The sequence below is a fragment of the Actinoplanes hulinensis genome (genome assembly GCF_019429605.1).
Classification (GTDB): Bacteria; Actinomycetota; Actinomycetes; order Mycobacteriales; family Micromonosporaceae; genus Actinoplanes; species Actinoplanes campanulatus.
On the sequence record NZ_JAHXZI010000017.1, the window covers coordinates 171,284 to 195,398 of the forward strand.

At 72.4% G+C, this 24,115-nt stretch carries 19 protein-coding genes; 11 read left to right on the forward strand and 8 right to left on the reverse strand.

Features of this window, described 5'->3' with window-relative positions:
• The first annotated feature begins 113 nt into the window (after positions 1-113).
• Complete coding sequence (locus KZ829_RS30015; RefSeq protein ID WP_220147247.1) at positions 114-1,679, forward strand: S1 family peptidase; 1,566 nt, start codon at positions 114-116, stop codon at positions 1,677-1,679.
• Between the two features lie 112 nt (positions 1,680-1,791).
• Here the strand turns inward: KZ829_RS30015 and KZ829_RS30020 are convergent, their stop codons facing one another.
• Positions 1,792-2,211 carry a YbjN domain-containing protein gene (locus tag KZ829_RS30020; protein WP_308285720.1) on the reverse strand — a complete coding sequence of 140 codons (420 nt, stop codon included), beginning with the start codon at positions 2,209-2,211 and terminating at the stop codon, positions 1,792-1,794.
• 86 nt (positions 2,212-2,297) lie between these two features.
• Between KZ829_RS30020 and KZ829_RS30025 the strand changes: the two genes are divergently transcribed.
• Entirely contained in the window at positions 2,298-4,814 is a 2,517-nt protein-coding gene (locus KZ829_RS30025) for a DNA translocase FtsK (RefSeq protein ID WP_220147248.1), read from the forward strand.
• Here the strand turns inward: KZ829_RS30025 and KZ829_RS30030 are convergent.
• Positions 4,759-5,244, reverse strand: a complete 486-nt coding sequence (locus tag KZ829_RS30030; protein WP_220147249.1) for a DUF3291 domain-containing protein — start codon at positions 5,242-5,244, stop codon at positions 4,759-4,761. The genes KZ829_RS30025 and KZ829_RS30030 overlap by 56 nt on opposite strands.
• Before the next feature lie 31 nt (positions 5,245-5,275).
• Positions 5,276-5,917: a helix-turn-helix transcriptional regulator gene (locus KZ829_RS30035; protein ID WP_220147250.1), complete on the reverse strand. Its 642-nt coding sequence runs from the start codon at positions 5,915-5,917 to the stop codon at positions 5,276-5,278.
• An 88-nt stretch (positions 5,918-6,005) separates the two neighbouring features.
• Between KZ829_RS30035 and rimO the strand changes: the two genes are divergently transcribed.
• The 6 genes from rimO (at position 6,006) to pspM (ending at position 10,987) form a co-directional block, all read left to right on the forward strand.
• A complete protein-coding gene (gene rimO / locus KZ829_RS30040; protein ID WP_220147251.1) occupies positions 6,006-7,463 on the forward strand; it encodes a 30S ribosomal protein S12 methylthiotransferase RimO in 1,458 nt (485 codons plus the stop codon).
• A complete protein-coding gene (gene pgsA, locus KZ829_RS30045) occupies positions 7,460-8,050 on the forward strand; it encodes a CDP-diacylglycerol--glycerol-3-phosphate 3-phosphatidyltransferase (protein WP_220147252.1) in 591 nt (196 codons plus the stop codon). Before rimO ends, pgsA begins: the two co-directional genes overlap by 4 nt.
• A 16-nt stretch (positions 8,051-8,066) precedes the next feature.
• Positions 8,067-8,558 (forward strand): CinA family protein, encoded by a 492-nt coding sequence (locus KZ829_RS30050; protein WP_220147253.1) that lies wholly within the window; start codon positions 8,067-8,069, stop codon positions 8,556-8,558.
• A 158-nt stretch (positions 8,559-8,716) separates the two neighbouring features.
• On the forward strand, positions 8,717-9,091 hold the full coding sequence (locus KZ829_RS30055; protein ID WP_183216360.1) for a helix-turn-helix domain-containing protein: 375 nt from the start codon (positions 8,717-8,719) through the stop codon (positions 9,089-9,091).
• A gap of 237 nt (positions 9,092-9,328) precedes the next feature.
• Positions 9,329-10,189 carry a PspA/IM30 family protein gene (locus KZ829_RS30060; RefSeq protein ID WP_220147254.1) on the forward strand — a complete coding sequence of 287 codons (861 nt, stop codon included), beginning with the start codon at positions 9,329-9,331 and terminating at the stop codon, positions 10,187-10,189.
• A 27-nt stretch (positions 10,190-10,216) separates the two neighbouring features.
• Positions 10,217-10,987, forward strand: coding sequence for a phage shock envelope stress response protein PspM (pspM, locus tag KZ829_RS30065; protein ID WP_220147255.1), 771 nt, complete (start codon positions 10,217-10,219; stop codon positions 10,985-10,987).
• 4 nt (positions 10,988-10,991) lie between these two features.
• On the opposite strand, the gene KZ829_RS30070 is transcribed toward pspM, so the two are convergent.
• Positions 10,992-11,780, reverse strand: a complete 789-nt coding sequence (locus KZ829_RS30070; RefSeq protein ID WP_220147256.1) for a DNA-formamidopyrimidine glycosylase family protein — start codon at positions 11,778-11,780, stop codon at positions 10,992-10,994.
• A 59-nt stretch (positions 11,781-11,839) separates the two neighbouring features.
• On the opposite strand from KZ829_RS30070, the gene KZ829_RS30075 reads away from it, so the two are divergent.
• Entirely contained in the window at positions 11,840-12,574 is a 735-nt protein-coding gene (locus KZ829_RS30075; RefSeq protein WP_220147257.1) for an N-acetyltransferase, read from the forward strand.
• 166 nt (positions 12,575-12,740) lie between these two features.
• On the opposite strand, the gene KZ829_RS30080 is transcribed toward KZ829_RS30075, so the two are convergent.
• On the reverse strand, positions 12,741-13,529 hold the full coding sequence (locus KZ829_RS30080; RefSeq protein ID WP_220147258.1) for an SAM hydrolase/SAM-dependent halogenase family protein: 789 nt from the start codon (positions 13,527-13,529) through the stop codon (positions 12,741-12,743).
• A gap of 73 nt (positions 13,530-13,602) precedes the next feature.
• On the opposite strand from KZ829_RS30080, the gene KZ829_RS30085 reads away from it, so the two are divergent.
• Positions 13,603-14,532: an LLM class F420-dependent oxidoreductase gene (locus KZ829_RS30085; RefSeq protein ID WP_220147259.1), complete on the forward strand. Its 930-nt coding sequence runs from the start codon at positions 13,603-13,605 to the stop codon at positions 14,530-14,532.
• 74 nt (positions 14,533-14,606) lie between these two features.
• Here the strand turns inward: KZ829_RS30085 and KZ829_RS30090 are convergent, their stop codons facing one another.
• On the reverse strand, positions 14,607-19,157 hold the full coding sequence (locus tag KZ829_RS30090; protein ID WP_443611888.1) for an ATP-dependent helicase: 4,551 nt from the start codon (positions 19,155-19,157) through the stop codon (positions 14,607-14,609).
• Positions 19,158-19,299: 142 nt separating this feature from the next.
• Here KZ829_RS30090 and KZ829_RS43385 point away from each other — a divergent pair, with 142 nt between their 5' ends.
• On the forward strand, positions 19,300-22,158 hold the full coding sequence (locus KZ829_RS43385) for a serine/threonine-protein kinase (RefSeq protein WP_246636484.1): 2,859 nt from the start codon (positions 19,300-19,302) through the stop codon (positions 22,156-22,158).
• A 12-nt stretch (positions 22,159-22,170) separates the two neighbouring features.
• Here KZ829_RS43385 and leuE read toward each other — a convergent pair whose 3' ends face one another.
• Together leuE and KZ829_RS30105 are read right to left on the reverse strand one after the other, a co-directional pair.
• Positions 22,171-22,824 (reverse strand): leucine efflux protein LeuE, encoded by a 654-nt coding sequence (leuE, locus tag KZ829_RS30100; protein ID WP_220147260.1) that lies wholly within the window; start codon positions 22,822-22,824, stop codon positions 22,171-22,173.
• A 47-nt stretch (positions 22,825-22,871) separates the two neighbouring features.
• Positions 22,872-24,110 (reverse strand): bifunctional pyridoxamine 5'-phosphate oxidase family protein/GNAT family N-acetyltransferase, encoded by a 1,239-nt coding sequence (locus KZ829_RS30105; protein WP_220147261.1) that lies wholly within the window; start codon positions 24,108-24,110, stop codon positions 22,872-22,874.
• Positions 24,111-24,115: the final 5 nt, after the last annotated feature.

Consider the following 24,115-nt stretch of genomic DNA (forward strand, 5'->3'; position numbering starts at 1 on the left):
GTCTGTGAATCCATAAGGATCACGCGGGACTTTTCAACCATCTTCGTACGAGCTGCGTACTCCCAGGCACCGGTGCCGCCCCCACGGCACCCGTGGCGGAGGGAGTCTTCCAGATGCAGCGCAGACCGATCGCCGTGGCAGCGGTGGTGGCGGTGGCGGGCGCGGCGGCAGTCGCGTTCACCCTGCCATCGCTGGCCGGCACCGACGAGGACGCCCGGTCGACGGCCGCGACCGGAACTCCGGGGGGTCTCTCCCCGGAGTTGCTCGCGGCGATGAAACGCGACCTCGGCCTCGACGGCGAGCAGGCGGCCACGCGGTTGGCCCGTTCGGAATGGGCCGGGGGCGTCTCCGCGACGCTTGCCGCCCAGACCGGCGAGGACTTCGGCGGCGCCTGGCTCGCGTCCGACGGCACCACGCTCAAGGTCGCGGTGACCGACGCCGGGGCGGTGTCCGTGGTGAAGGCCGCCGGTGCCGTCCCGGTGCTGGTCAAGCGGAGTGAGGCCGAGCTGGACGCGGCGAAGACCAAGCTTGACGCGGCGGCCGTCGACACCGACGGCCTGACCGGCTGGTACGTCGACGTGACCACCAACAAGGTGGTCGTGGTCGCGCAGCCGGCCGCGAAGTCGGCGGCGCTCGCGGCCGCGAGGTCGGCCGGCGTCTCGTCCGACGCGGTGACCGTGAAGATCAGCAAGGCCAAGCCCAAGCCGCTGTTCGACGTGCGTGGCGCCGACCCGTACTTCATCAACGTCGATGGCGGGCAGGCGCGCTGCTCGATCGGCTTCTCGGTGACGACCGGCTTCGTCACGGCCGGCCACTGCGGCGAGGAGGGCACCGCCACCATCGGTTTCAACAACCAGGCCCAGGGCACCGTGGAGTTCTCGGTCTTCCCGGGCGACGCCGACATGGGCTTCGTCGCGGTGAACGACGACTGGACGCCGCGCCCGGTGGTCAACGACTTCCAGGGCAACGAGCTGCCGGTGGCCGGCAACACCGAGGCCCCGGTCGGCGCGGCGGTCTGCCGGTCCGGTTCCACCACCGGCACGTTCTGCGGCACGATCCTGGCCAAGAACCAGACCGTCCGCTACCCGGAGGGCGCCGTCACCGGTCTGACCCGGACCGACGTCTGCGCCGAGGGCGGCGACTCCGGCGGCCCGTGGCTCTCCGGCGACCAGGCACAGGGCGTCACCTCGGGTGGTTCCGGCGACTGCACGGTGGGCGGCGAGACCTTCTTCCAGCCGGTCAACGAGATCCTGGCGGCCCAGAACCTGACCCTGGTCACCAGCGAGGGCGACGCCGGCGGGGCCACCACGCCGCCGGCCACCGAGCCGACCACCGCCCCGCCCGCTGAGGAGGGTGGGGAGGCGTCCGCGTGTGACGCCCTCCCGGTGCAGCGGACCGGCACGATCAACCGGACCGGTCAGGCCCAGGCGCAGCCGAACGGCGGCGCCTACCGGGCCCGGGCCGGCACGCACACCGCCTGCCTGGACGCTCCGGACGGCGCCGACTTCGACCTGGTCCTGCAGCGGCTCAACAACCGCGGCGGCTTCCGTACGGTGGCCCGGGCCACCGGTGACGGCGACAAGACGCTGAGCTTCACCGGCCGCTCCGGCACCTACCGGTACGTGGTCGTGGCGTCGGCCGGCGCCGGCGCGTACAGCCTCGGGTTCAACGTGCAGTAGTCCTGCCGACTCGGTGGGCCGGGCGTGGAAGCCGCCCGGCTCCGCCGCCGGGTCCGGTCACCTCAGCCCGGCCGGGAATCCGTGACCCGGCATCCGATCGGGGTCCTCGTGCTCAGCGCGAGGACCCCGATTTCAGTTCGCCCAGCGCCTCGCCGAGACGGCACCCGGTCGCGATGCCGCAGAGCAGCACCTGATCGAGTTGCTCGAGGGTGGCGCCGTGTTCCCAGTCGCTGGTCACCTCGCCCACCACGATGGCCTGGCCGTCGTCGGTGACCTGCACGTACGCCTTCGGCCAGAGCTGGTCGCGGTTCCAGGTGTTGCAGAACTCGTACAGCTTCGGGACCTCACCGACCGGGAAGACGTGCTGCATCATGGCCCGTACCTGGAGGATCTCCTTCCGCTCACCGAGACGGAAGAAGTAGATGAGGTTGTTCTGGAAGTTGCCGGCGATGTCACCGTCGGCATCGACGAAGTAGGAGAAGCCTCGTTTATCCAGCGCGGCCTTGATCATGTCGTTGCTGAGAGGTTGCACCTTGCGATGGTAATTGCCGGGAAAGTGAAAAGCAGTCACGGTGCGCCTTCTCGAAGGATCGCCCGGTCACCGCTACGGTGACATCCATGGCGGGCCGAACTCCTCCGGCGGGCCGGAGCCGCGCCGCGTCCACAACCCGGGGCGCGGCGGTCAACCGTGCCCGTCAGCCGGCGCGCAAAGCCACCGGTAAGACGACCGCGCGTAAGACTCCCACGCGGCGCCCCGCGGTCCGGAAGCAACCACCGGCCGTCGGGCCCGGCCTGGCCCGTGGCGTCGGCGCCATCTGGATGGGCCTGGCCGGCGGGGTGGGCTGGCTGGCCCGTGGCGCCGGACGGCAGGCCGCCACCGCCCGGAGCATCGCGCCCGAGCACCGCCGGGACGGCGCCGGCCTCTTCATGCTCGGCGCCGCCATCCTGATCGCGGTCGCGGTCTGGGCGGGCAGCGCCGGGCCGGTCGGGGTCTGGGTGGCCGACATGGTGCGGCTCTTCCTGGGCAGCCTGGCCGTGCTGCTGCCGCTGCTGCTCCTCTTCGGCGCGATCCGGCTGATGCGGGAGCCGGCCGACCCCGAGCATCGCGGCCGGACCCTGGTCGGCTGGACGGCGATCATCGTGGCCACCGCGGCGCTGCTGCACATCTCCGGACCTGAGGTGGAAAAACCCGAGGTGGGGCAGGCCGGCGGGCTGCTCGGCTTCGGCATCGGCGGCCTGCTGGAGCGGGCCGTCACGGCGTGGGTGGCCGTCCCCCTGCTGTTGCTGCTCTTCGTCTTCGGCCTTCTGGTCATCACCGCGACGCCGATCGCCAAGGTCCCGGAGCGGGTGGTGCTCCTGCTCGACCTGGTCTCCGGGCGCTCCGGCAAGCACACGCCGCGCCCGTCGCTGGACCTGGACGACGACCCGGACGACGAGGAGGAGCCGCCCGCGAAGCCGCGCCGCCCCGCCCGGCGCCGCCAGGCCACGATGGCCGAGCCTCCGCCGCCCCTCGATCAGGAACCGCAGGACGACTTCGACGAGGAACTCGTCCTGCACGACACGGTGGCCCTGCCGAAGCTGCCGAAGACCCGGAAGAAGCCGCCGCCCGACCACTCGCCGATGCCCACCCGGGCCGAGCAGCTGGAGATCTCGGCGGTCAAGGGCGACTACCGGCTGCCGCCGCCGAACCTGCTCGCCACCGGCGCCCCGCCGAAGGCCCGCAGCCGCGCCAACGACGAGATCATGGCCGCGCTGACCGGTGTCTTCGACCAGTTCAACGTGGACGCCGTGGTCACCGGCTTCACCCGCGGCCCGACGGTCACCCGGTACGAGGTGGAGATCGGCCCCGGCACCAAGGTCGAGCGGATCACCCAGCTCTCCCGCAACATCGCCTACGCCGTGAAGTCGCCGGACGTGCGGATCCTCAGCCCGATCCCGGGCAAGAGCGCGGTCGGCGTGGAGATCCCGAACACCGACCCGGAGAACGTCTCGCTCGGCGACGTGCTGCGTTCCCGGGCGGCCACCGGCGACCACCACCCGATGCTGGTGGCACTCGGCAAGGACATCGAGGGCGGATTCGTCACGGCGAACCTCGCCAAGATGCCGCACATCCTGATCGCGGGCGCCACCGGCGCCGGTAAGAGCTCCTGCCTCAACTCGCTGCTGGTCTCGCTCCTGACCCGGGCGACCCCGGACGAGGTGCGCCTGCTGCTGGTCGACCCCAAGCGGGTGGAGATGACCGCCTACGAGGGCATCCCGCACCTCGTCACGCCGATCATCACCAACCCGAAGAAGGCCGCGGACGCCCTGGAGTGGGTGGTCCGCGAGATGGACATGCGCTACGACGACCTCGCCGCCAACGGGGTCCGCCACATCGACGACTTCAACCGCAAGCTCCGCAGCGGCGAGATCAAGCCGCCGCCGGGCAGCGAGCGGGAGATGAAGCCCTACCCCTACCTCCTGGTGATCATCGACGAGCTGGCCGACCTGATGATGGTCGCCCCGCGCGACGTGGAGGACTCGGTCGTCCGGATCACCCAGCTGGCCCGGGCCGCCGGCATCCACCTGGTGCTGGCCACCCAGCGCCCGTCGGTCGACGTGGTCACCGGCCTGATCAAGGCGAACGTGCCGTCCCGCCTGGCCTTCGCCACCTCCTCGCTCGCCGACAGCCGGGTCATCCTGGACCAGCCCGGCGCCGAGAAGCTGCTCGGCCGCGGTGACGGCCTCTTCCTGCCGATGGGCGCCTCGAAGCCGGTCCGTATCCAGGGCGCCTGGGTCGACGAGAGCGAGATCGCGGCGGTCGTCGAGTTCTGCCGGAACCAGCGCGAGCCGGAGTTCCGGGAGGGCGTCACCGACGCGCCGCCCAGCAAGAAGAAGGAGATCGACGAGGAGATCGGCGACGACCTCCAGTTGCTGATCCAGGCGATCGAGCTGGTGGTGACCAGTCAGTTCGGCTCGACCTCGATGCTCCAGCGCAAGCTGCGCGTCGGTTTCGCCAAGGCGGGCCGGCTCATGGACCTCATGGAGACCCGCGGGATCGTCGGCCCCTCCGAGGGCTCGAAGGCACGCGACGTGCTGGTCAAGCCGGACGAGCTGGAAGAAGCTCTTGCCGATCTGCGGGTGGGCGGGGACTGAACGTCTGCCGGAACGTGAACGCCTCCGGCCCGGGGCCTTCCGTGGACAACCGGTGGATGCGCTTCAGGCCCTCACGGAGGCTCGGGATGTGGCCGGCCTCCACCCACCACAGCACCAGCGCCGAGCCGCCGGGCACGAACCAGTCCCGGCGCCGGCGCAGGTAGTCGAGGTGGGCCGACTGGTACACATACGCCCGGAGATGCTCCAGCGACTCCCACACCGACATCGTGGCGATCACGGCGGGATCGCGTGGGCCCGGCAGCGTGGCCTCGTCGACGTCCTCCTCCCTGAGCCGCCAGACGAAGCCTGGCGAGTGGTCTGCCAGCTCGTTCATCAGATCGACGCCGGCCACGAACTCGGCGACGGACGGGTCTTCCAGCGGGGCTCTCAAGCGGGCGACATTCATCTGGGCCAGGTGGAAGTCGGTCATGCGTCCACCTCACCAGCCCCACCGTCTAATGTCAATCAGATTTGTTTTTACAGAGGGTCACGCAGCACCGGCCGGGCGCCGGGTCCATCCGCGCGGTCCACCCGGAACCCGCCACCATGCCGTCGATGAGCGCCAGGTTCATCCCGCAGATCAGGGGTGGGAACTCCTCGGCGAGCCGGTGGAAGGGGCAGTTCCGCAGCTCGATCCGGTCCGGTCCGGCGACCGGGGAGTAGCCCCGCTCGGCGAGGGCCGCGGCCGGGTCGCTCGCCGGCTCCCGCCGGCCCTGCTCCCGGGCCACCTCGTAGAGGGCCTGATCGGCGCCGCTGCGGTCCACCGCCTCGGCGAGCATCTCCGCGGCGTCGCGATAGGCGCGCGGCGGCACACTGACCGAGTGCTCCCAGGGCACGACCCGGTACAGCTTGGCGGGCCGCCCGGCGCCCGGCCCGCTGCGGCCGGTCCGGCGGGCGTAGGAGACCTCGAGCAGCCCGGCGTCGACCAGCTTGTCGAGATGGAAGGCGGCCAGCGTGCGGCCCACGCCGAGCGTGTCGGCCACCTCGTCGCGGCCGACCGGCTCCGGCCCGCCGTCGGCCACCGCCTGGTACGCCGAGCGCCGCACCCCGTCGCTCAGCGCCGTCACCGCGGCGAGATCGTCCCAGTTCTCCGAGGTCGTCACCGGGCAATCGTATTGTCAATCGCGTTTGGCGCTAGAAGCTGGACGAGCGGAGGAACGACCACGCCGGGCTGCCCGGTAACCTTGGCGGGTGTCTGGAACCTCTCCCACCCGCCGTGTCGCGCTACTGACGCTGGGCTGCGCCCGTAACGAGGTCGACTCGGAAGAGCTGGCCGCCCGCCTCGACGCCGGCGGCTGGGAGGTCGGCACCGACGCCGAGGGCGCGGACGTGGTCGTCGTCAACACCTGCGGCTTCGTCGAGAAGGCGAAGCAGGACTCGATCGACACGCTGCTCGCCGCGGCCGACACCGGCGCCAAGGTGGTCGCCGCCGGCTGCATGGCCGAGCGCTACGGCAAGGAGCTCGCCGACAACCTCCCCGAGGCGAACGCGGTGCTCGGCTTCGACGACTACACCGACATCACCGACCGGCTGGAGAGCGTGCTGCGCGGCGAGAGCCTGGACGCGCACACCCCCCGCGACCGCCGTGAGCTGCTCCCGATCACCCCGGTGAAGCGGCAGGCCGCCAAGGTGGTCGTCCCCGGTCACGCGACCGTCGACGACCACACCCCGGCCCACCTGCGCAAGGTGCTGCGCCGCCGGCTCGACACCGGCCCGGTGGCCTCGCTGAAACTGGCCAGCGGCTGCGACCGGCGCTGCGCGTTCTGCGCGATCCCGGCGTTCCGCGGCGCCTTCGTCTCCCGCGACCCGCAGGAACTGCTCGCCGAGGCCGAGTGGCTGGCCAAGACCGGCGTCCGCGAGCTGGTGCTGGTCAGTGAGAACAGCACGTCGTACGGGAAGGATCTGGGCGACCCGCGCCTGCTGGAGAAGCTGCTGCCACAGCTGGCCGCGGTCGACGGCATCGTCCGGGTGCGGGCCAGCTACCTGCAACCCGCCGAGACCCGTCCCGGTCTGGTCGAGGCGATCGCCACCACGCCCGGCGTGGCCGCCTACTTCGACCTGTCGTTCCAGCACTCCAGCGAGCCGGTGCTGCGCCGGATGCGGCGGTTCGGGTCCACCGAGCGCTTCCTCGAGCTGCTCGACTCGGCGCGGAAGCTGGCGCCCGGGGCCGGCGCCCGGAGCAACTTCATCGTCGGCTTTCCCGGCGAGACCAGGCAGGACGTGGACGAGCTGGTCCGCTTCCTCACCGAGGCCCGGCTCGACGCCATCGGCGTCTTCGACTACAGCGACGAGGACGGCACCGAGGCCGCCGGCCTGGACCGCAAGGTGAGCGACGCCACTATCAAGCGGCGGTACGACCGGGTCGTCGCGCTCGCCGAGGAGCTGTGCGCCCAGCGCGCCGAGGACCGGATCGGCGACACCGTCGAGGTGCTGATCGACACGATCGACGGCGACGAGATCGAGGGCCGCGCCGAGCACCAGGCGCCCGAGGTGGACGGCTCGACCAGCCTGGTCCCCGGCGACGCCGGGGTGGACCTGTCGATGCTGCGCCCCGGCGACCTGGTCCGGGCGAGGGTCACCGGCACCGAGGGTGTGGACCTGATCGCCGTCCCGGTCGAGATGATCTCGGCCGCCCCGGTGACGCGGTGACCGACGAGCCCGCTCCGGCTCCGGCGGCGCGGGTGGTGTCGCTCTACAACGCCGCCAACGCGCTGACCGTCGTCCGGATCGTGCTCGTACCGGTCTTCCTGTTCCTGGTCGTCGTCTCCGAGATGACCCGGCCGGACTGGCGGATCGCGGCCTGCCTCGCCTTCTGCATCGCCTCGGCGACCGACTTCGCGGACGGCTGGATCGCCCGGCGCTGGTCGCTGGTCACCTCGTTCGGCAAGATCGCCGACCCGATCGCGGACAAGGCGCTCACCGGCACCGCACTGGTCCTGCTCTCGTTCTACGGCGCACTGCCCTGGTGGGTGACGGTGGTCATCCTGGTCCGTGAGTGGGGCGTGACCGCGCTGCGCTTCTGGGTGATCCGGTACGGCGTGATCCCGGCCTCCCGGGGTGGCAAGCTCAAGACCGGGCTGCAGACCGTCGCCATCGCGTGGTATCTGTGGCCGGTGCCGGAGCCGTTCCACCTCGTCGGGGTGGCGCTGATGGGCGCCGCGCTGGTGGTCACCGTGGTGACCGGGGCCGACTACGTGGTCCAGGCGCTGCGGTTGCGGCGGGGCTCTGTCTCCTAGGGGTCGGGAGGATCGGATGGACATCTCGGTGGCGGCCGCGGCGGCCGTGCACGCGCTGGTGGACCGGGGGCAGACGGTGGCGACCGCGGAGTCTCTCACCGGTGGTCTGGTGGCCGCGACGATCGTCGAGATCCCCGGGGTGAGCGCCGTCTACCGGGGCGGGCTGGTGGTCTACGCGACCGAGCTCAAGGCGCGGCTCGCCGGCGTACCGGAAGGGTTGCTGGCGGAGCGGGGCCCGGTCGACGGTGACGTGGCCGCCGCGCTGGCCGAGGGCGCCCGGGAGCGTTGCGGCGCGGACTGGGGCCTGGCCACCACCGGGGTCGCGGGCCCGGAGCCGCAGGACGGCAAGCCGGTCGGGCTGGTGTTCGTGGCGGTCGCCGGCCCCCAGGGGACCGAGGTGCGTGAGCTGAAACTGGACGGGAACCGGGCGGCAGTCCGTACCGAAAGTGTGACGGCCGTCCTTCGATTGCTGACCGACTCTCTCCGTTCCGCGCCGACTGCGGCCTGAGCTGGGGTTACGCCCCCTACCGCACCTGTTGTCCGGTTCTGCCGTGGGCCTAGGGGCCCGGGAATTCGGCGGGGCGGGATGTCGGGGCGGCTCGGGCCAGGTACGGTTGCGGGAAGCCTCCGGCGTATGCTGGCGGCGAGCTCGCAGGAGGAGGTGCCATGGTCCTGCTACGCCGCGTTATCGGCGACGCTCTTCGTGCGCGCCGGCAGGGGCAGCACCGCACGCTGCGCGAGGTGTCGACCGCCGCGAACGTCAGCCTGGGCTATCTGTCCGAGATCGAGCGTGGTCAGAAAGAGGCGTCCAGCGAGCTGCTCGCGGCCATCTGCGACGCGCTCGGCGCCCGCCTCTCCGAGTTGCTCAGCGAGGTCAGCAGCACGCTGTCCCTGGCGGAGAACATGGAGGGTGTGCTGGTCCCGGTCGACGGCCAGACGACCGAAGGGGACGTCTCCGTCTCCGTGCGCAAGGATTCCCCGCTGAAGACGACTCTGCACGCGACCCGCAAACCGAAGCGGGACATCGTCTACGCCGCCTGATCATCATGACGCGATCGGCCGGGCTGTCCCAGGGGACGGCCCGGCCTGTTTCGTGTGCTGGTTCGGCGCCTCGCTCTGGCCCCTCAGGGAGGCGTAGCCTCGATGCCAGGGGAGACCCTGAGATCCCCCGGAGGACCCGTGACGCCAGTGGCGTCCGGCTGTCACGATGGGTTTCGCGTCATCCTCGACACGGGGGCTGACGCGTCCGGCAGAGCGACATTGAGGGGACACCACGAGATGGCGAATCCGTTCGTCAAGGGCTGGCATTACATGATGGCGCTCTTCGGCGCGAAGATCGACGAGTACGCCGATCCGAAGGTCCAGATCCAGCAGGCCATCGAGGATGCTCAGCGCCAGCACCAGGCCCTCGTGCAGCAGGCCGCGGCCGTCATCGGCAATCAGCGGCAGCTCGAGATGAAGCTGTCCCGGCAGATGTCCGAGGTCGAGAAGCTGCAGGGCATGGCCCGTCAGGCGCTCGTCCTCGCCGACCGCGCCCGGGCCGCAGGTGACGAGGCCGAAGCCCAGAAGTACGAGTCGACCGCGCAGACCCTGGCCACCCAGCTGGTCTCCGGCGAGCAGTCGATGGAGGATCTCAAGACCCTCCACGACCAGGCGCTCGCCGCCGCCGGGCAGGCCCGCAAAGCGGTCGAGAACAACGCGATGGTCCTCCAGCAGCGCATCGCCGAGCGCTCCCGGCTGCTCAGCCAGCTCGAGCAGGCCAAGATGCAGGAGACCGTGGCCAAGTCGCTGGAGTCGATGTCGCAGCTCGCGGCGCCGGGCAACACCCCGTCGCTGGACCAGGTGCGCGACAAGATCGAGCAGCGGTATGCGAACGCCATGGGCCGTGCCGAGCTGGCCGCCGACTCGGTCGAGGGCCGCATGCTCGAGGTGCAGAAATCCAGCCTGGACCTGGCCGGCGCGTCCCGCCTGGAGCAGATCCGGTCCAGCATGGCGGGGGAGAAGCTGGGCGGCGCCGCCGATCGCCCGGCCGTCGAGCAGCCCGCCACCCCGGCCGCCGATCCGGCCGGTGTGGCCCGTCTCGACGAGATCCGGGCGAGCCTCAATCAGAAGCGGGGCGACACCACCGCTGCCGGCTGAGCGACGACGACGGGGAGGGGAGCGACGGTGGACGACCGGACCAGGTATTTCCGGCGGCTCAAACGGCTGCGGGGTTCCGCGCGCCGGTGGAGTGTGCTCGGTGGAGGCCTGACCGCGGCGGCCGCCGTCCTCACTCCGTACGGGGGGATAGGCGTCGCCGACGCGGTCTGGGCGGCGGCCGCCGGATCCTCGGTGATGCTCGCCTGGTGGCGCTGGAGCGACCACCGTGAGCTGGCCGCCCAGCCGGCGCCGGCGCCCAGCCTGCCGGAGACCCGGCTCGCCGCGGCGCTCGAGCGGTTCCCGGCCGGGCGGACGGTGGTGCAGGAGGTGCGCCGCCAGAAGAACCGGTTCGCGCTGCGCGGCTCGGTCATCGCCGACTCGTGGGACCGGCTGGAGCGCGCGTCACAGACGATGGCGGGGCTGGCCGGACGGCTGACCGGCGAGGGCGAGGCCGCGGTGCGGGAGGCGGCCACCGCCGAGCGGTGGCTGCGTGACCTCGGCCAGCGGGCGGCCAGCGTCGAGCGGGCCATCCCGCTCGGGCAGGGCGGCCGGCGCGACGCGCTCGTGGAGTCGCACGCCGGTCTCGCCGAGCAGTTCAGTGAGGGCGTCGAGGCGTTCGAGGCGCTGGTCGCGGCCGCCGCCAGCTACGTCGCGGAGGACGGGCAACCGCTCATCGACACCCGCCATCCGGCGTATTTCAGTCTGGTCGACGCGGCCGACCGGTTGCGCGGCATCGCCGAGGGCTTGGCCGAGCTGCGGACCAGCGAATTCCGCACCCCACCCGCGGCGGCCGGCTGACCCGTCACGGCTCCGGCTGGCAGCGCGGGCACCAGTAGGTGACGCGGTCGTCCTGTTCGGCCTTGCGGATCGCGGTGGCACAACGGCGGCACGGCTGGGCGCGACGACCGTACACATAGCTGGTCTCGCCTTTGCGCAGCGATCCGGTGGTGGTCTGCGTCCAGCGGCCGCGGTTGGAAGCGACCAGCTTCTGCGCCAGCTCGACCGTGCCGGCCAGGTCGGTCACCTCGTCGACCGGGGTCCATGGCCACAGCCCGCGCAGGAACAGCGTCTCCGCCTTGTAGAGATTGCCCACCCCGGCCAGATTCCGCTGGTCCAGCAGCGCCTCGGCGATCGTGGCCGAGGGCTTCGCGGCGATCCGGCGGACCGCCTCGGCCGGATCCCAGTCGGCGCCGAGCAGATCCGGCCCGAGATGGCCGACCAGACGGTCCTCCTCGGCGGTCGGGATCAGCGTCACCTCGTGCAGGTGGTACCCGACGGCCACCGAGCGGGCGGTGCGCAACACCACCCGGATCAGGTGCGCGGGGCGGCCGGTCCAGCGTTCCCGGGGCGCGTAGGCCCGCCAGGCGCCGTCCATCCGCAGGTGCGAGTGGAGCGTGTGCGGCGGCCGCCCGTCCCGGATCAGGCGCAGCAGCAGGTGTTTGCCCCGGCTCGCGGACTCGGCGACGGTCCAGCCGGTGAGGTCGGTGGTCGCGAGCCGCGGCACCCGGAAGTCGGAGCCGGTCAGCACCTCGCCGGTGAGCGCCTTCTCCAGCACGCGGGCGGTGTTCCAGACGGTGTCCCCTTCCGGCATGCCCACCATTCTCCCGAAAACCGGGTGCCCGGACCGGGGTGGGCTGGCATCCTGCCCGCATGCAACTCGATATCGCCCCGATCGGGGACCGGCTGGACCTCTATGACGAACTCCCAGGCTGGCCCGAGTTCATGACCAAGGATCCGACCGGTGGCCTCTACTACCGGTATTTTGACCAGTTCTGGCCGGACTTCTCCCTGCTTGCGGTCGACAAGGAGACCGGGAAGCCGGTGGCCAAGGCGCATTCGGTGCCGTTCGCGTGGGACGAGGATCCGGCTGAAGGGCTGCCCGAGGGCGGCTGGGACTGGGTGATCCGCCAGGCCGTCCACGACCGTCTCAGCGGGACGAAACCCACCATGGTCTCGGCTCTGGAGATCAACATCCGGCCCGATCTGCGCGGGTCCGGCCTCTCCGGCCTGATCCTCGCGGCGATGCGCGACAACGCGGCCGAGCACGGCTTCACCGACCTGGTCGCGCCGGTCCGGCCCAGCGGCAAGCACGCTCAGATCAGACAACCCATCGATGCGTACGCCCACGCGACCCGTGACGACGGACTGCCCGTCGACCCGTGGCTGCGGGTGCATGTGCGCGCCGGGGCGAAGATCGTCAACGTGGCGCACTACAGCATGACCTACGCCGGGACGCTGGAGCAGTGGCGATCCTGGACCGGGCTGGCCTTCGACGCCACCGGGCCGGTCGAGGTGCCGGGCGCCCTGTCCCCGATCCACTGCGACGTGGAGCAGGATCACGCCGTCTACGTCGAGCCCAACGTCTGGGTCCACCACCGCATCTGACCGTCCCCGCCGGGCGGTCGCGGCGCCGCTCGGGCCGGTGAGCCGGACCACCGATCTCAGCCCGGCGGGGCCTCGCGGGCGGGACCCCGCGGGTGCTCGCGTAGTGCGGCGGGACTGGTCTTCTGCGGTTGGGGCCGCCTGTCGCGTACCGGAAAGGGTTTGTTCCTTATCGGGCGGCGATGCGGACGATGTCGCCGGGGACCACCGAGAGAAGGACCACGGCGCGGCCGTTGTTGACCGCGATCGCGACCCGGTCCGCCGAGTCGGCGAAGACGAGCAGCTCGCCCACGTTGACGTCGGCGAAGGTCGTGCCGCGACGGGCCCGGACGCCGCCGTTGACCATGAGTTCCGTGCCGAGGCCGGAGAGTGCGGAGCCCTCGGCGGCCAGCTGGACGTTGCCGAACCGGTCGACCGTCAGGACCTCGGCCTCGATCCAGCCGTCGCCGACGGTGACCACCGGGTCCGGCAGACGGGTCAGACCGGACGGGTCCACCGCCGGGCCGGCCTCCGCGGGATCGGCGCCCGCCGCCAGCCGGGCCGCGGCCGGGGCGAAGAGATCCCGGCCGTGGAAGGTGCGGGAGACGTCGCCGAGCGTCCAGTCCTTGTTGTCCAGCTCGTAGGCCGCGGTGATGCCGCCGAGCGCCTCGGCGGCCCAGATGAGCAGGCCGTTGTCCGGGCCGACGAGCAGGCCGTTCGGCGTGACGAGGACCACGCCGCGGCGGGCCGTTCCGACGCCCGGGTCGACGACCGCGAGATGCACCGAGGGCGGCAGGTGGGGCGCGGTCTGCGCCAGGACCGCGGCGCCCCGGCTGACATCGGCCGGCGGCACGTGATGAGTGACGTCGATCACTCTGGTGCCGGGGGAGACGCGGGCGATCGATCCATGACAGGCGGCTACGAAGCCGTCAAAAGTGCCGTAATCGGTCGTGAAGCTGATCCATCCATAACCGCCCATGGTGGTCAACGTTACTGCCTGTCGTCGTCCGGAGTGAGGTGGGCGCGCCGGAGTGTCGTGGCAGTGTGGATCTATGCGTCTCGTGATCTTCACCGAACCCCAGCAGGGCGCCACCCACGACGATCTCCTGCGGGTCGCCAAAGCCGCCGAGGACGGCGGATACGACGGGTTCTTCCGCTCCGACCACTACCTCAAGATGGGCGATGCGCCCGGTCTGCCCGGCCCCACCGACGCGTGGATCACGCTCGCCGCCCTGGCCGTGCAGACCTCCCGGATCCGGCTCGGCACGCTGGTCAGCTCGGCCACCTTCCGCCTGCCCGGCCCGCTGGCGATCGCGGTCGCCCAGGTGGACGCGATGAGCGGCGGCCGGGTCGAGTTCGGCCTCGGTGGGGGCTGGTTCGAGGCCGAACACCGGGCGTACGGCATCCCGTTCCCCGCGGTCGGCGAACGCTTCGACCGGCTCGAGGAACAGCTCGAGATCATCACCGGGTTGTGGGAGACGCCGGCCGGCGCCACCTACGACTTCGACGGCAAGCATTACCGGATCAGCGACTCTCCGGCGCTGCCCAAGCCGGTGCAGTCACCACGGGTGCCGGTCATCGTCGGCGGCCACGGCAAGAAGCGCACCCCGTACCTGGCGGCGCGGTACGCCACCGAGTTCAACGTCCCGTTCTCCAAGATCTCGGACATCCCGGCCCAGTACTCGCGGGTCCGCGCCGCCGCCGAGGCCCTCGGCCGGACCGAGCCGCTCACCTACTCGGCCGCCGCGGTCCTCTGCGTCGGGCGTGACGACGCCGAGATCCGCCGCCGGGCCGCCGCGATCGGCCGCGACGTCGAGGAGATGCGCGAGAACGGCGGCATCGTCGGCACCCCCGCGGAGGCGGTCGAGACCATCGGCCGGTACGCGGAGGCGGGCGCCTCCCGTCTGTTCCTGCAGGTGCTGGACCTGTCCGATCTCGATCACATCGACCTGGTGGCGTCCGAGGTCACTGCGCGGCTCTGACCTCGTCGTGTTCTCGCCCCTTGCGACATGCGGCTTCGACCTGGTCGCGCCTCGTGCTCTCGCCCCTCGCGGCCTCAGGCGCGTAGGCGCAGGCCGCGAGGGGTGACACGGAAGCCGGCCGTGGTCAGAGCCTCTCGCAACGGGGAGGCGTGGACCGACTCGCCGTCCGCGCGTTCCACCGACAGCGCGCCCAGGGCACCGGAGCGCACCGCGCCGGCCAGGCCCTGGGCGGCCCTGGCCAGCGTCTCCGTGTCGTCGGTGAAGGACAGCAGGGTCCGGCCGCCGCGTTCGACGTAGAGGATCAGGTCTCCGCCGACCGTGACGACCAGGGCGCCCGCCTTCCGGCCGGCGCGGTGGCCGGCCTTGGCGACCGGGTTGCCGTCGCCGCTGTCGACGACCCGGTCCGGCCAGGGCAGCGCCGCCCCGAACGGATTGGCGGGATCGGTGGCCGCCAGCACCACGGCGGACACGACGGCCCGGCGGTCCTGCTCGGCCGGCTCACTCAGCGCCCGTAGCCGGTCCACCGCGCCGGGCACCGCGAACTGGGCCGCCCCCAGACCCTCGACGAAATAGCCCCGCCGGGCCGCCCCGCGCTCCTCCAGCGCCGCCAGCACCGGGTAGACCGCCGCGAACCCGCCGCTCACCCCCTCGGCCACGGCCGCACCGCGGGTCACCACGCCGTGCCGCTCCAGCAGCAGCTCGGCGACGGCCGCCGCACGCCGGGTCGGGTCGAGATCCCGCTCCGGCAGCCGGGACCAGCGACCCGCCATGTTCGGCGGCCCACCACGGGCGGGCAGGCGTGGCCGGCCGGGCCGCCCATACCTCGTCCGGGCGGGCGCCGCCTTCGCCCGATGGGCTCCGCTGCCACCGAGCAGCGCCCGCAGCGGTGCGAACGTGTCGTTGGTCAGGTGACCGGCCCACACCAGATCCCACACCACCGCCGAGAGCTCGGTGTCGTCGGCCGAGCCGACCCGGTCGGCGAGAGACCGGAAGAACATCGCCTGCCCGTCACCGAGAGCATCGAGCACCGCCTGATGCAGCGGGGTCGCCGCGAACTCCTCGTCGGGTGGTGGCAGCAGCAGCGGGGCACTCTCCGCATAGGCCAGCGTGACCCAGCCGTCGCCCCCGGCGATCGAACCGGACCCGGCCCACACCACCTCACCGGCCCCGCACAACTCGTCCAGCAGCGGCGGTGCGTAATCGGACACCCGGGCCGGCAGCACCAGACGCTCCCATGCGGACGCCGGCACCGCGACGCCCTGCACCTGCTCGATGGCGGCGGCCAGCGCGTCCACGCCACGGCCCGACCCACCCACCTGCTGCCACCTCGGCAGGAAGGAGGCGAGCACCCGCGGCGGGACCGGCTCGATCTCCCGGCGCAGCGCCGCCAGCGAGCGCCGCCGCAGCATCCGGAGCACCTCGGCGTCGCACCACTCGATGCCCGCGCCGCCCGGCGAGAACTCGCCCGAAGTGGCCCGGCCGGCCGCACTGAGCCGCTTGAGCGCCTGCTCCACGACGAAGACCCCGAGACCGAACCGGGCCGCGCAGGTGGCCGCCGCGAACGGCCCGTGCGTCCGCGCGAACCGTGCCACCAGGTCGCCGAGCGGGTCGGCCACGGGTTCCAGGTACGCCTCGGGAACACCGACCGGCAGCGCCACACCCAGCGCGTCCCGGTAGCGGCCGGCGTCGTCGATGCCGATCCAGCGATCCTCGCCGGCCACCCGCACCCGGATCGCCCGCCGGGTCGCGGCCAGTTGCTCCAGCCACTCCTCCGGAACGCCGCGCACGGCCAGCTCCGAGGGCGCCAGGTCACCGAGGAGCCGCAGCAGCTCGGCCGCGTCCTCGGCGTCACGCGGGGTGCGCTGGGCGGTCAGCCACTGCAACTGGGCCTCGGTCTCCGCGACCACCTCCGGATCCAGCAGCTCCCGCAGGTCGACCCGGCCGAGCAACTCGCCCAGCAGGGTCGAGTCGAGGGTGAGCGCGGCGGCACGGCGCTCGGCCAGTGGGGCGTCCCCCTCGTACAGGAAAGCGCCGACATAGCCGAAGAGCAGCGACCGGGCGAACGGTGACGGCCGTGCCGTCTCCGCCTCGACGAGCCGGACCTTGCGCCCGGAGATCTCCCGCATCAGGCCGACCAGGCCCGGCACGTCGAACACGTCCTGGAGGCACTCGCGGGCCGCCTCCAGGGTCACCGGGAAGTCGGCGAACTCCCGGGCCACGTCGAGCAGTTGCGCGGAACGCTGCCGCTGCTGCCAGAGCGGCTGCCGGCGGCGTGGATCGCGGCGGGGCAGCAGCAGCGACCGGGCCGCGCACTCCCGGAACCGGGACGCGAACAGCGCCGACGTGCCGACCGACTCCTCGACGATCTGCGCGATCTCCTCCGGATCGAAGGCGACCAGGTCGATGCCGGGCGGCTCCTCGGCGGTGTCCGGCAGGCGCACCACGATGCCGTCGTCGGAGGGCATCACCTGACCGTCCACCCCGAACCGCTCGCTGAGCCGGCGCCCGATCGCCAGTGCCCACGGCGCGTTGACCCGGGCGCCCAGCACACAGTGCACGGTCATCCGCCAGTCACCCAGCTCGTCGCGGAACCGCTCCACCACCACGGTCCGGTCGTCCGGCAGATGGCGGGTCGCCTCCCGCTGCTCGCGCAGGTACGCGATCAGGTTGCCGGCCGCCCACTCGTCCAGACCCGAGGCGTGCAGCTCGGTGGTGGCCCTGTCGTCGCCGGCCCGGGTCAGCGCGCGCAGCCGGGCGCCGATGGCCCGGCCCAGCTCGACCGGCCGGCCGGGGGAGTCGCCCTTCCAGAACGGCATCCGGGCGGGCGCTCCGGGCGCCGGCGAGACGAGCACCCGATCCGGTGTGATGTCCTCGATCCGCCAGGACGTCGAGCCGAGCAGGAAGACGTCGCCGACGCGAGACTCGTACACCATCTCCTCGTCCAGCTCACCGACCCGGGAGGCGCGCTCCGAACCGGCCAGGAAGACCCCGAAGGTGCCCCGGTCGGGGATCGTGCCGCCGCTGGTCACGGCCAGACGCTGGGCGCCGGGACGCCCGGTGAGCTGATCGGTGGTGCGATCCCACACCAGGCGGGGGCGCAGCTCGGAGAAGGCGGTCGACGGGTACCGCCCGGAGAGCATGTCGAGCACCGCGTGCAACGCCGACGACGGCAGCTCGGCGAACGGCGCGGCCCGCCGCACCAGCGCGGCGAGGTCGTCGACCTGCCACTCGTCCAGAGCGACCATGGCCACGATCTGCTGGGCGAGCACGTCGAGCGGGTTGCGCGGGCAGCGCAGCTCCTCGATCGCGCCGGCGCCCATCCGCTCCGCGACCACGGCACAGGACAGCAGGTCGCCGCGGTGTTTCGGGAAGACCACACCGCGGGAGACCGCGCCCACCTGGTGGCCGGCACGGCCGATGCGCTGCAGGCCGGCCGCGACCGACGGCGGCGCCTCGATCTGCACCACCAGATCCACCGCGCCCATGTCGATGCCCAGCTCCAGGCTGGATGTCGCGACCACGGCCGGCAGATGCCCGGACTTGAGCGCCTCCTCGATCTGTTTGCGCTCCTCGCGGGAGACGCTGCCGTGGTGGGCACGGGCGACGACCGGTGGCGCGCCACGCGTGCCGCCGGCCTGCGCCATGATCTCCGCGGGCATCCGCGAGCCGGCGGGGACCTGCGCCGCCGCCGGATCGGCGCGCTCGGCGGCCAGCTCGTTGAGCCGGGCGCAGAGCCGCTCCGAGCCGCGCCGCGAGTTGGTGAACACGATCGTCGACCGGTGCGCCTCGATCAGGTCGAGGACCCGCTCCTCGACGGCCGGCCAGATCGACGGCGTGCGCCGGCTGCCGCCCGGCTCGTCGGGATCCGGATCGGGCATCTCGTCGAGACGGGTCATGTCCTCCACCGGGACCTCGACCAGCACCTCGATCGTCTTGGCGCTGCGCGGCTGGACGACCTCCACATCCTGGGCGCCGCCGAGGAACCGGGCCGTCTCGTCGATCGGGCGGACCGTGGCGGACAGGCCGATCCGCTGGGCCGGGCGGTCGAGAAGCGCGTCCAGCCGCTCCAGGGAGAGGGCCAGATGCGCGCCGCGCTTGGTGGCGGCGACCGCGTGCACCTCGTCGATGATCACCGTCTGGACGCCGCGCAACGACTCCCGCGCGGCGGAGGTGAGCAGCAGGAACAGCGACTCGGGCGTGGTGATCAGAATGTCCGGCGGGGTCCGTGTGAAGCCACGCCGCTCCTCGGCCGGAGTGTCGCCCGTCCGCATCCCGACGGTGATCTCCGGAGGCGGCAGCCCCAGCCGCCCGGCCGCCTGCCGGATCCCGGTGAGCGGCGCGCGCAGGTTGCGCTCGACATCGACGGCCAGCGCCTTCAGCGGGCTCACATAGAGCACCCGGCATCGCTGCCGGGGCTGCTCGGGGACCGGCTCACGGGCCAGCCGGTCGAGCGACCAGAGGAAGGCGGCCAGCGTCTTGCCGGACCCGGTCGGCGCGACCACCAGGGCGTTACGCCCCGCGCCGACCGCCCGCCACGCCCCGGCCTGAGCGGCGGTGGGCGCGGCGAAGGCGGCCGTGAACCACTCCCGGGTGGCCGGACCGAACCTCTCTAGCACCTCTCGCACGCCTCACATCCTGCCCTGGGGGTACGACAGAAAACCGCCCTCCCGGTCCAGCGGGAAACCGCACGCGGGGGCCGGGTGATCGTCGTTCCTCGGGCGGTCTGTGGCTGATTATCCTGATACCCGACTTGATGGGTGGGTGCCGATGGCGGTCAGGCAGATGCTTGTCGCCGGCCGGTACCGTCTCCTGGAGCCGGTCGGCGCCGGTGGCATGGGGCGGGTCTGGCTGGCCCGGGACGAGATGCTCCACCGCGAGGTAGCCGTCAAGGAGATCGTTCCGCCGGACTGGATGACCGGTGCTGAAAAGGATCGTCTGCGTTCGCGGACCCTTCGCGAGGCGCGGAGCGCGGCCCGTCTCAACCATCCCCACGTGGTCCGGATCTACGACGTCGTACACGCCGAAGGGCTGTCCTGGATCGTCATGGAGTACGTGCAGTCCCGGTCGCTCCAACAGGTGCTTCACGAGGAGGGGCCGTACGAGCCGGCGGTGGCCGCGCGGATCGGCCTGGCCGTCCTGGACGCCCTCGCCGCGGCGCACCGGGCCGGAGTACTGCACCGCGACGTGAAACCGCACAACGTGCTCATCGGGACCGACGGGCGGGTCGTGCTGACCGATTTCGGTCTCGCGACGTTCGTCGACGACGGGTCGGTGACCGCCCCCGGCCTGATCGTCGGTTCGCCCCAGTACGTGTCGCCGGAGCGGGCCCGCGACGGCGCCTCCACCGTCGAATCGGATCTGTGGTCACTGGGAGCGACCCTGTACGCGGCCGTCGAAGGGCGGTCGCCCTACGCCCGTGAGACGGCGATGGCGACCCTTGCGGCGCTCGCCACGGAACCTCCGGACCCGCCGGTCCGTGCCGGCCCGCTGGCCTCGGTGCTCGACGGCCTCCTCCGATACGAACCAGCCACCCGCCTGACGGTTCCGGAGGTCGAACGGCGGCTGCGCATGATCGTGTTCGAGGACCCGCGGGAGAAGATTCCGTTCCTGCCCGGCCAGCGCGACGGCCGGCGGGCGCGCGGGACGACCGGGCCGGGACCCGTACCGGAGGCCGAGCCGGGATCCCCACACGCGGCCGGGTCTCCGGCGCGGCCGCACCGGGGGACGGCCCCGGTGGCCGGACGGTCGTCTCCCCATGCGTCTCCGGCGGCCGCCGCGCCGGAGGCGGGAACGCACATCGGGCGGCCGCGGTCCTCGCCCGATCCGGTCCGGAGAGCCACGGGCGCCGCCCCGGTCCCGCCCTCCGACGGTGCGCCGTCGCCGGGCTCGCCCACCGCGGTTCCGCGTGCGACCGGTGGCCCCTCCGCCGGGCGTCCGGGCCCATCCGCCTCCTACCAGGCCGGGCCGGTGCCGAATCCCTCCGCGGGCAGAGGACATCCGCCCTCTTCGGCGGAGGATGTTCGAGGCGTGCCGAGCACTCCCGGCACCGGGACCCATCAGGGCGACGCGCCGGGTCCTGCGGCAGCGACTCCAGCGGGACCGAACGCCGGACTCCCCGGGATCGGCCCCTCTACCGAGGGCCCGGCCGATGTCGCGGCTGCGTCAGGTGGCCGGCCTGATCTCATCGTGGGCAACCCGTCCGGATCGCCGGGCCGCGCGCCCGTTCCGAGTGATCCGTCCCGCTCGCGCGGCGAGACGCCTTCGGTGCCGGCTCAGGCGTCCTCTTCGCACAGTGAGGCGTCGCCGGCGCCGGGTCAGGTGTCGTCGCCCGCGATGGCCCGCGAGCCGGACCCGTCCGGCCCACCCCCGGGGCTGGATCCTCCCGCAGCAGCCGCGGGCAGGCCGGGAACGACCGCGCACGATCCGGAGGCGGGCCGGGACGACGTCTCCGCATCCGGCATGGCGGGCACGAAATTGGAGCTCTGGCAGTCAACAGCGGCGTCCGGCGCGCCAGCAGCCGGAACGTGCTTCCCGGATGGGCGTCCCGCCGGTGACCAGGCCGGCCGTCAGGCCACGGACCCGCTGCCCTCCGATCCGGCGAAGCCGAAGACCTCCCGCCTCCCGCCCGCGGCGGGCACGGCCGTCGTCCGCGCGGCCTCGGGCGGCACGACGAGCGGGCCGTCAAACCCACACCCCACCCGATCGGTACGGGTGACGCAGGCCCGGATCGCCGTCACCGCTCTGGTCATGCTGGCGCTGGGTGGCAGTCTGTTCGCAGGCTATGTGGCCGACCGCGACGAGCCCCGCCCCCAGGTCTTCCTTCCTTCCCCGTCGGCCGTGACAGAGTCGCTGGTGACGACCACACCGTCACCCACCGTCCCGGTGCCGCCCGCCGGAGCCCCGGCTTCCCGGACCTCCCCGGCCTCCCAGGCATCCGGAACCTCGGCATCCCGGAGCTCCCCGGCTTCCCAGGTCTCCCCGGCGGAGCCGGCCGGCTCGCCGGCACTCTCGAAACCGGCCACCACGGCCCCCTCCACTGCGGTGAGTTCGCCGCAGCGGGGAACCTTCGTATCCGCCCGCTGCGACACGTCACCGCCGACGGGTCTCCCGGCGACCCCGCGGAAGGGCGCGACCCGGGGCGTCAACGGGTGGACCCTGCCCCCCGGCTGGTCCTACTTCACCGACGGATCCGGCTTTCACATCGCCATCCCCGACGACTGGACCTACCAGCGAATCGGTACGACCTACTGCTTTCGGAACTCCCGGAACTCCCGGGTGCTGAGCCTCGACGCCGGCCAGGATCCCGTCGCCGACCCGGTCCGGGCGTTGCAGGCCGAGGAAGGCCGTCTGGCTGGACCGGGTGGACTGCCCGGCTACACGAGAGTGGGGCTCGAAGCGGTGGCCCTGCTGCACCGGGCTGCCGACTGGGAGTACCGCTACCGAACCCGGGGCGGCGCCGCCCGGCACACCATCGTCCGATGGTTCGTGGTCGACGGCCGGGCCTTCGTGCTGAGCTGGACCACCGCGGAGAAGACGTGGACCACGGACCTCGGCAAGCTCCAGATGGTCCGCGGCACCTTCTACGCGGTGGGCGCCACCCGCAACCCGGCCCCGAGCCCTTCCTGATCGTGGGGCGTCTCAGCCCACGCTGGCCGTGGCGAGCTTGATCCCGAATCCCACGAACAGCGTGCCCACCGCGGTGGTCGCTCCGGTGGCCAGCCGTCGTCGTTCCCGGAACTGCCCGGCGAGGTAGCGGCCCCCGAAGATCAGCGCGGACAGGTAGAGCGCGCTGAAGAACTGCACGACCGTGCCGAGGACCAGGAACGACAGCTCCGGATGCGGATAGCCGGGCTGAACGAACTGGATGAAGAACGACACGAAGAACAGGATCGCCTTGGGGTTGAGCAGGCTGATCACGGCGGCCCGCCGGAAGGGGCGCTGCATCCCCGCGGGTGGCTCGCCGGTCGGTGCGGGGGCCGGCACGGCACGGTCGCGCCACCGCCGCCAGGCGCTGCGGATGATGTTGACGCCGACCCAGGACAGGTACGCCGCCCCCGCGTACTTCAGCACGAGGAAGAGGGCCGGGTAGGCGGCGATCAGGGAGGCGACGCCGGTCGCCGAGAGGATCATGAGCACCGCGTCGCCCAGGAACACTCCACCCGCGGCCTGGTAGCCGGCGCGGACGCCGCGCTGGGCGCCCACCGAGAGCACGAAGATCGAGTTCGGGCCGGGCAGGAGGATGATGGCCACCACGCCCAGCACGTACGTCCAGAAATCAGTGATGCCGAGCATCGGTCAACCTTTCTCGCCGGAGCGCTCCGGAGTATCGCTGATGGGACTCATCCCGTGGCCAGCCGGTCCCTGAGGCGCCGGGCCGCGGCCGGCCACTCGTCCACCGTCATGGCGAACAGCACGGTGTCCCGCCAGCTGCCGTCGGGCCGCTTGCGATGACGGCGGATCATCCCGTCACGGCTGGCGCCCAGCCGTGCGATCGCCTGCTGGGAACGCTCGTTGCGAACGTCCGTAAACCAGAACACGCGTTCGGCGCCGAGTACGTCGAACGCCCGCTCCAGCAGCAGCAGCTTCGCCTCGGTGTTGACCCCGGTCCGCCACCACTTCCGCCCGAGCATGGTGTGACCGATGCCGAGGGCCCGCTGGTTCGTGTCGATGTCGTGGTAGGTCGTCATGCCCATCACCGCGCCGGTGGCCGGGTCGACCTGTGCCCAGCCGGAACGCTGGCCCAGCCACTGACCGCGCAGCACACCCGCGACATCCTCGGCCAGATCCTCCGCCGTGCGCGGCTGGGGGAAGGGGATGTGCCGCCAGACCTCCTCGTCGTCCAGCGCCTCGAACAGCGGCTTCACATGGCCGGGCGTGAGGGGCTCGAGCCGGACGTGCCGGCCCTCCAGCACGACCGGGGTCTGCCACTCCGACGGGGCGCCCGGAAGATACGCCGGCGGGGCGGCCGCGACGCCCGGCTCCGTCACCGGGGGCCCAGCCACCGTCCGCAGCGGCAGAACCCCGGCCCAGTGCGGCAGATCCAGGTCCTCCGGGTCGTCCACGGCGCCGGCGGCCCGGATCCGCACCGACACCTCGACGAGCGGAAGCGCCAGCACTGTCGTCTGAGCGAGCTCCTGGTGGGTGGGTGGCCGGCTGTCCCGGGAGCGGCCGTCACCGACCTTGTCGGCCAGGGCGGACAGCACACGCAGCTTCTCGGCGTCGTCGGTGACCGGCCGCGCGGTCCCGAGAGCGACCACGGAACGGTAGTTGGCACTGTGGTTGAACTGCGACCGCGCGTAGACCAGCGCGTCCAGCAGGGTCACGGTCACGCACACCGGGACGCCGTCGCCACGGGCCGCCAGGCCGAGCCGCGAGCCGGTGGAGCCGTGCAGGTAGAGCGTGTCGCCGAGGCGGACGTGCAGGTTGGGCAGCACCCGGGGCTCACCGTCGACCACGAAACCGACCGCGCAGTCGAACGCCTCGTCGAGAATGGCGTGGGCCGTGTCACGCTCGTAGTGCATCCGCTTCCGGGTGCGTGTGGCCGTCGTACGAGAGGTGGGGGTGTAGAGGTCGGTCATGGAGG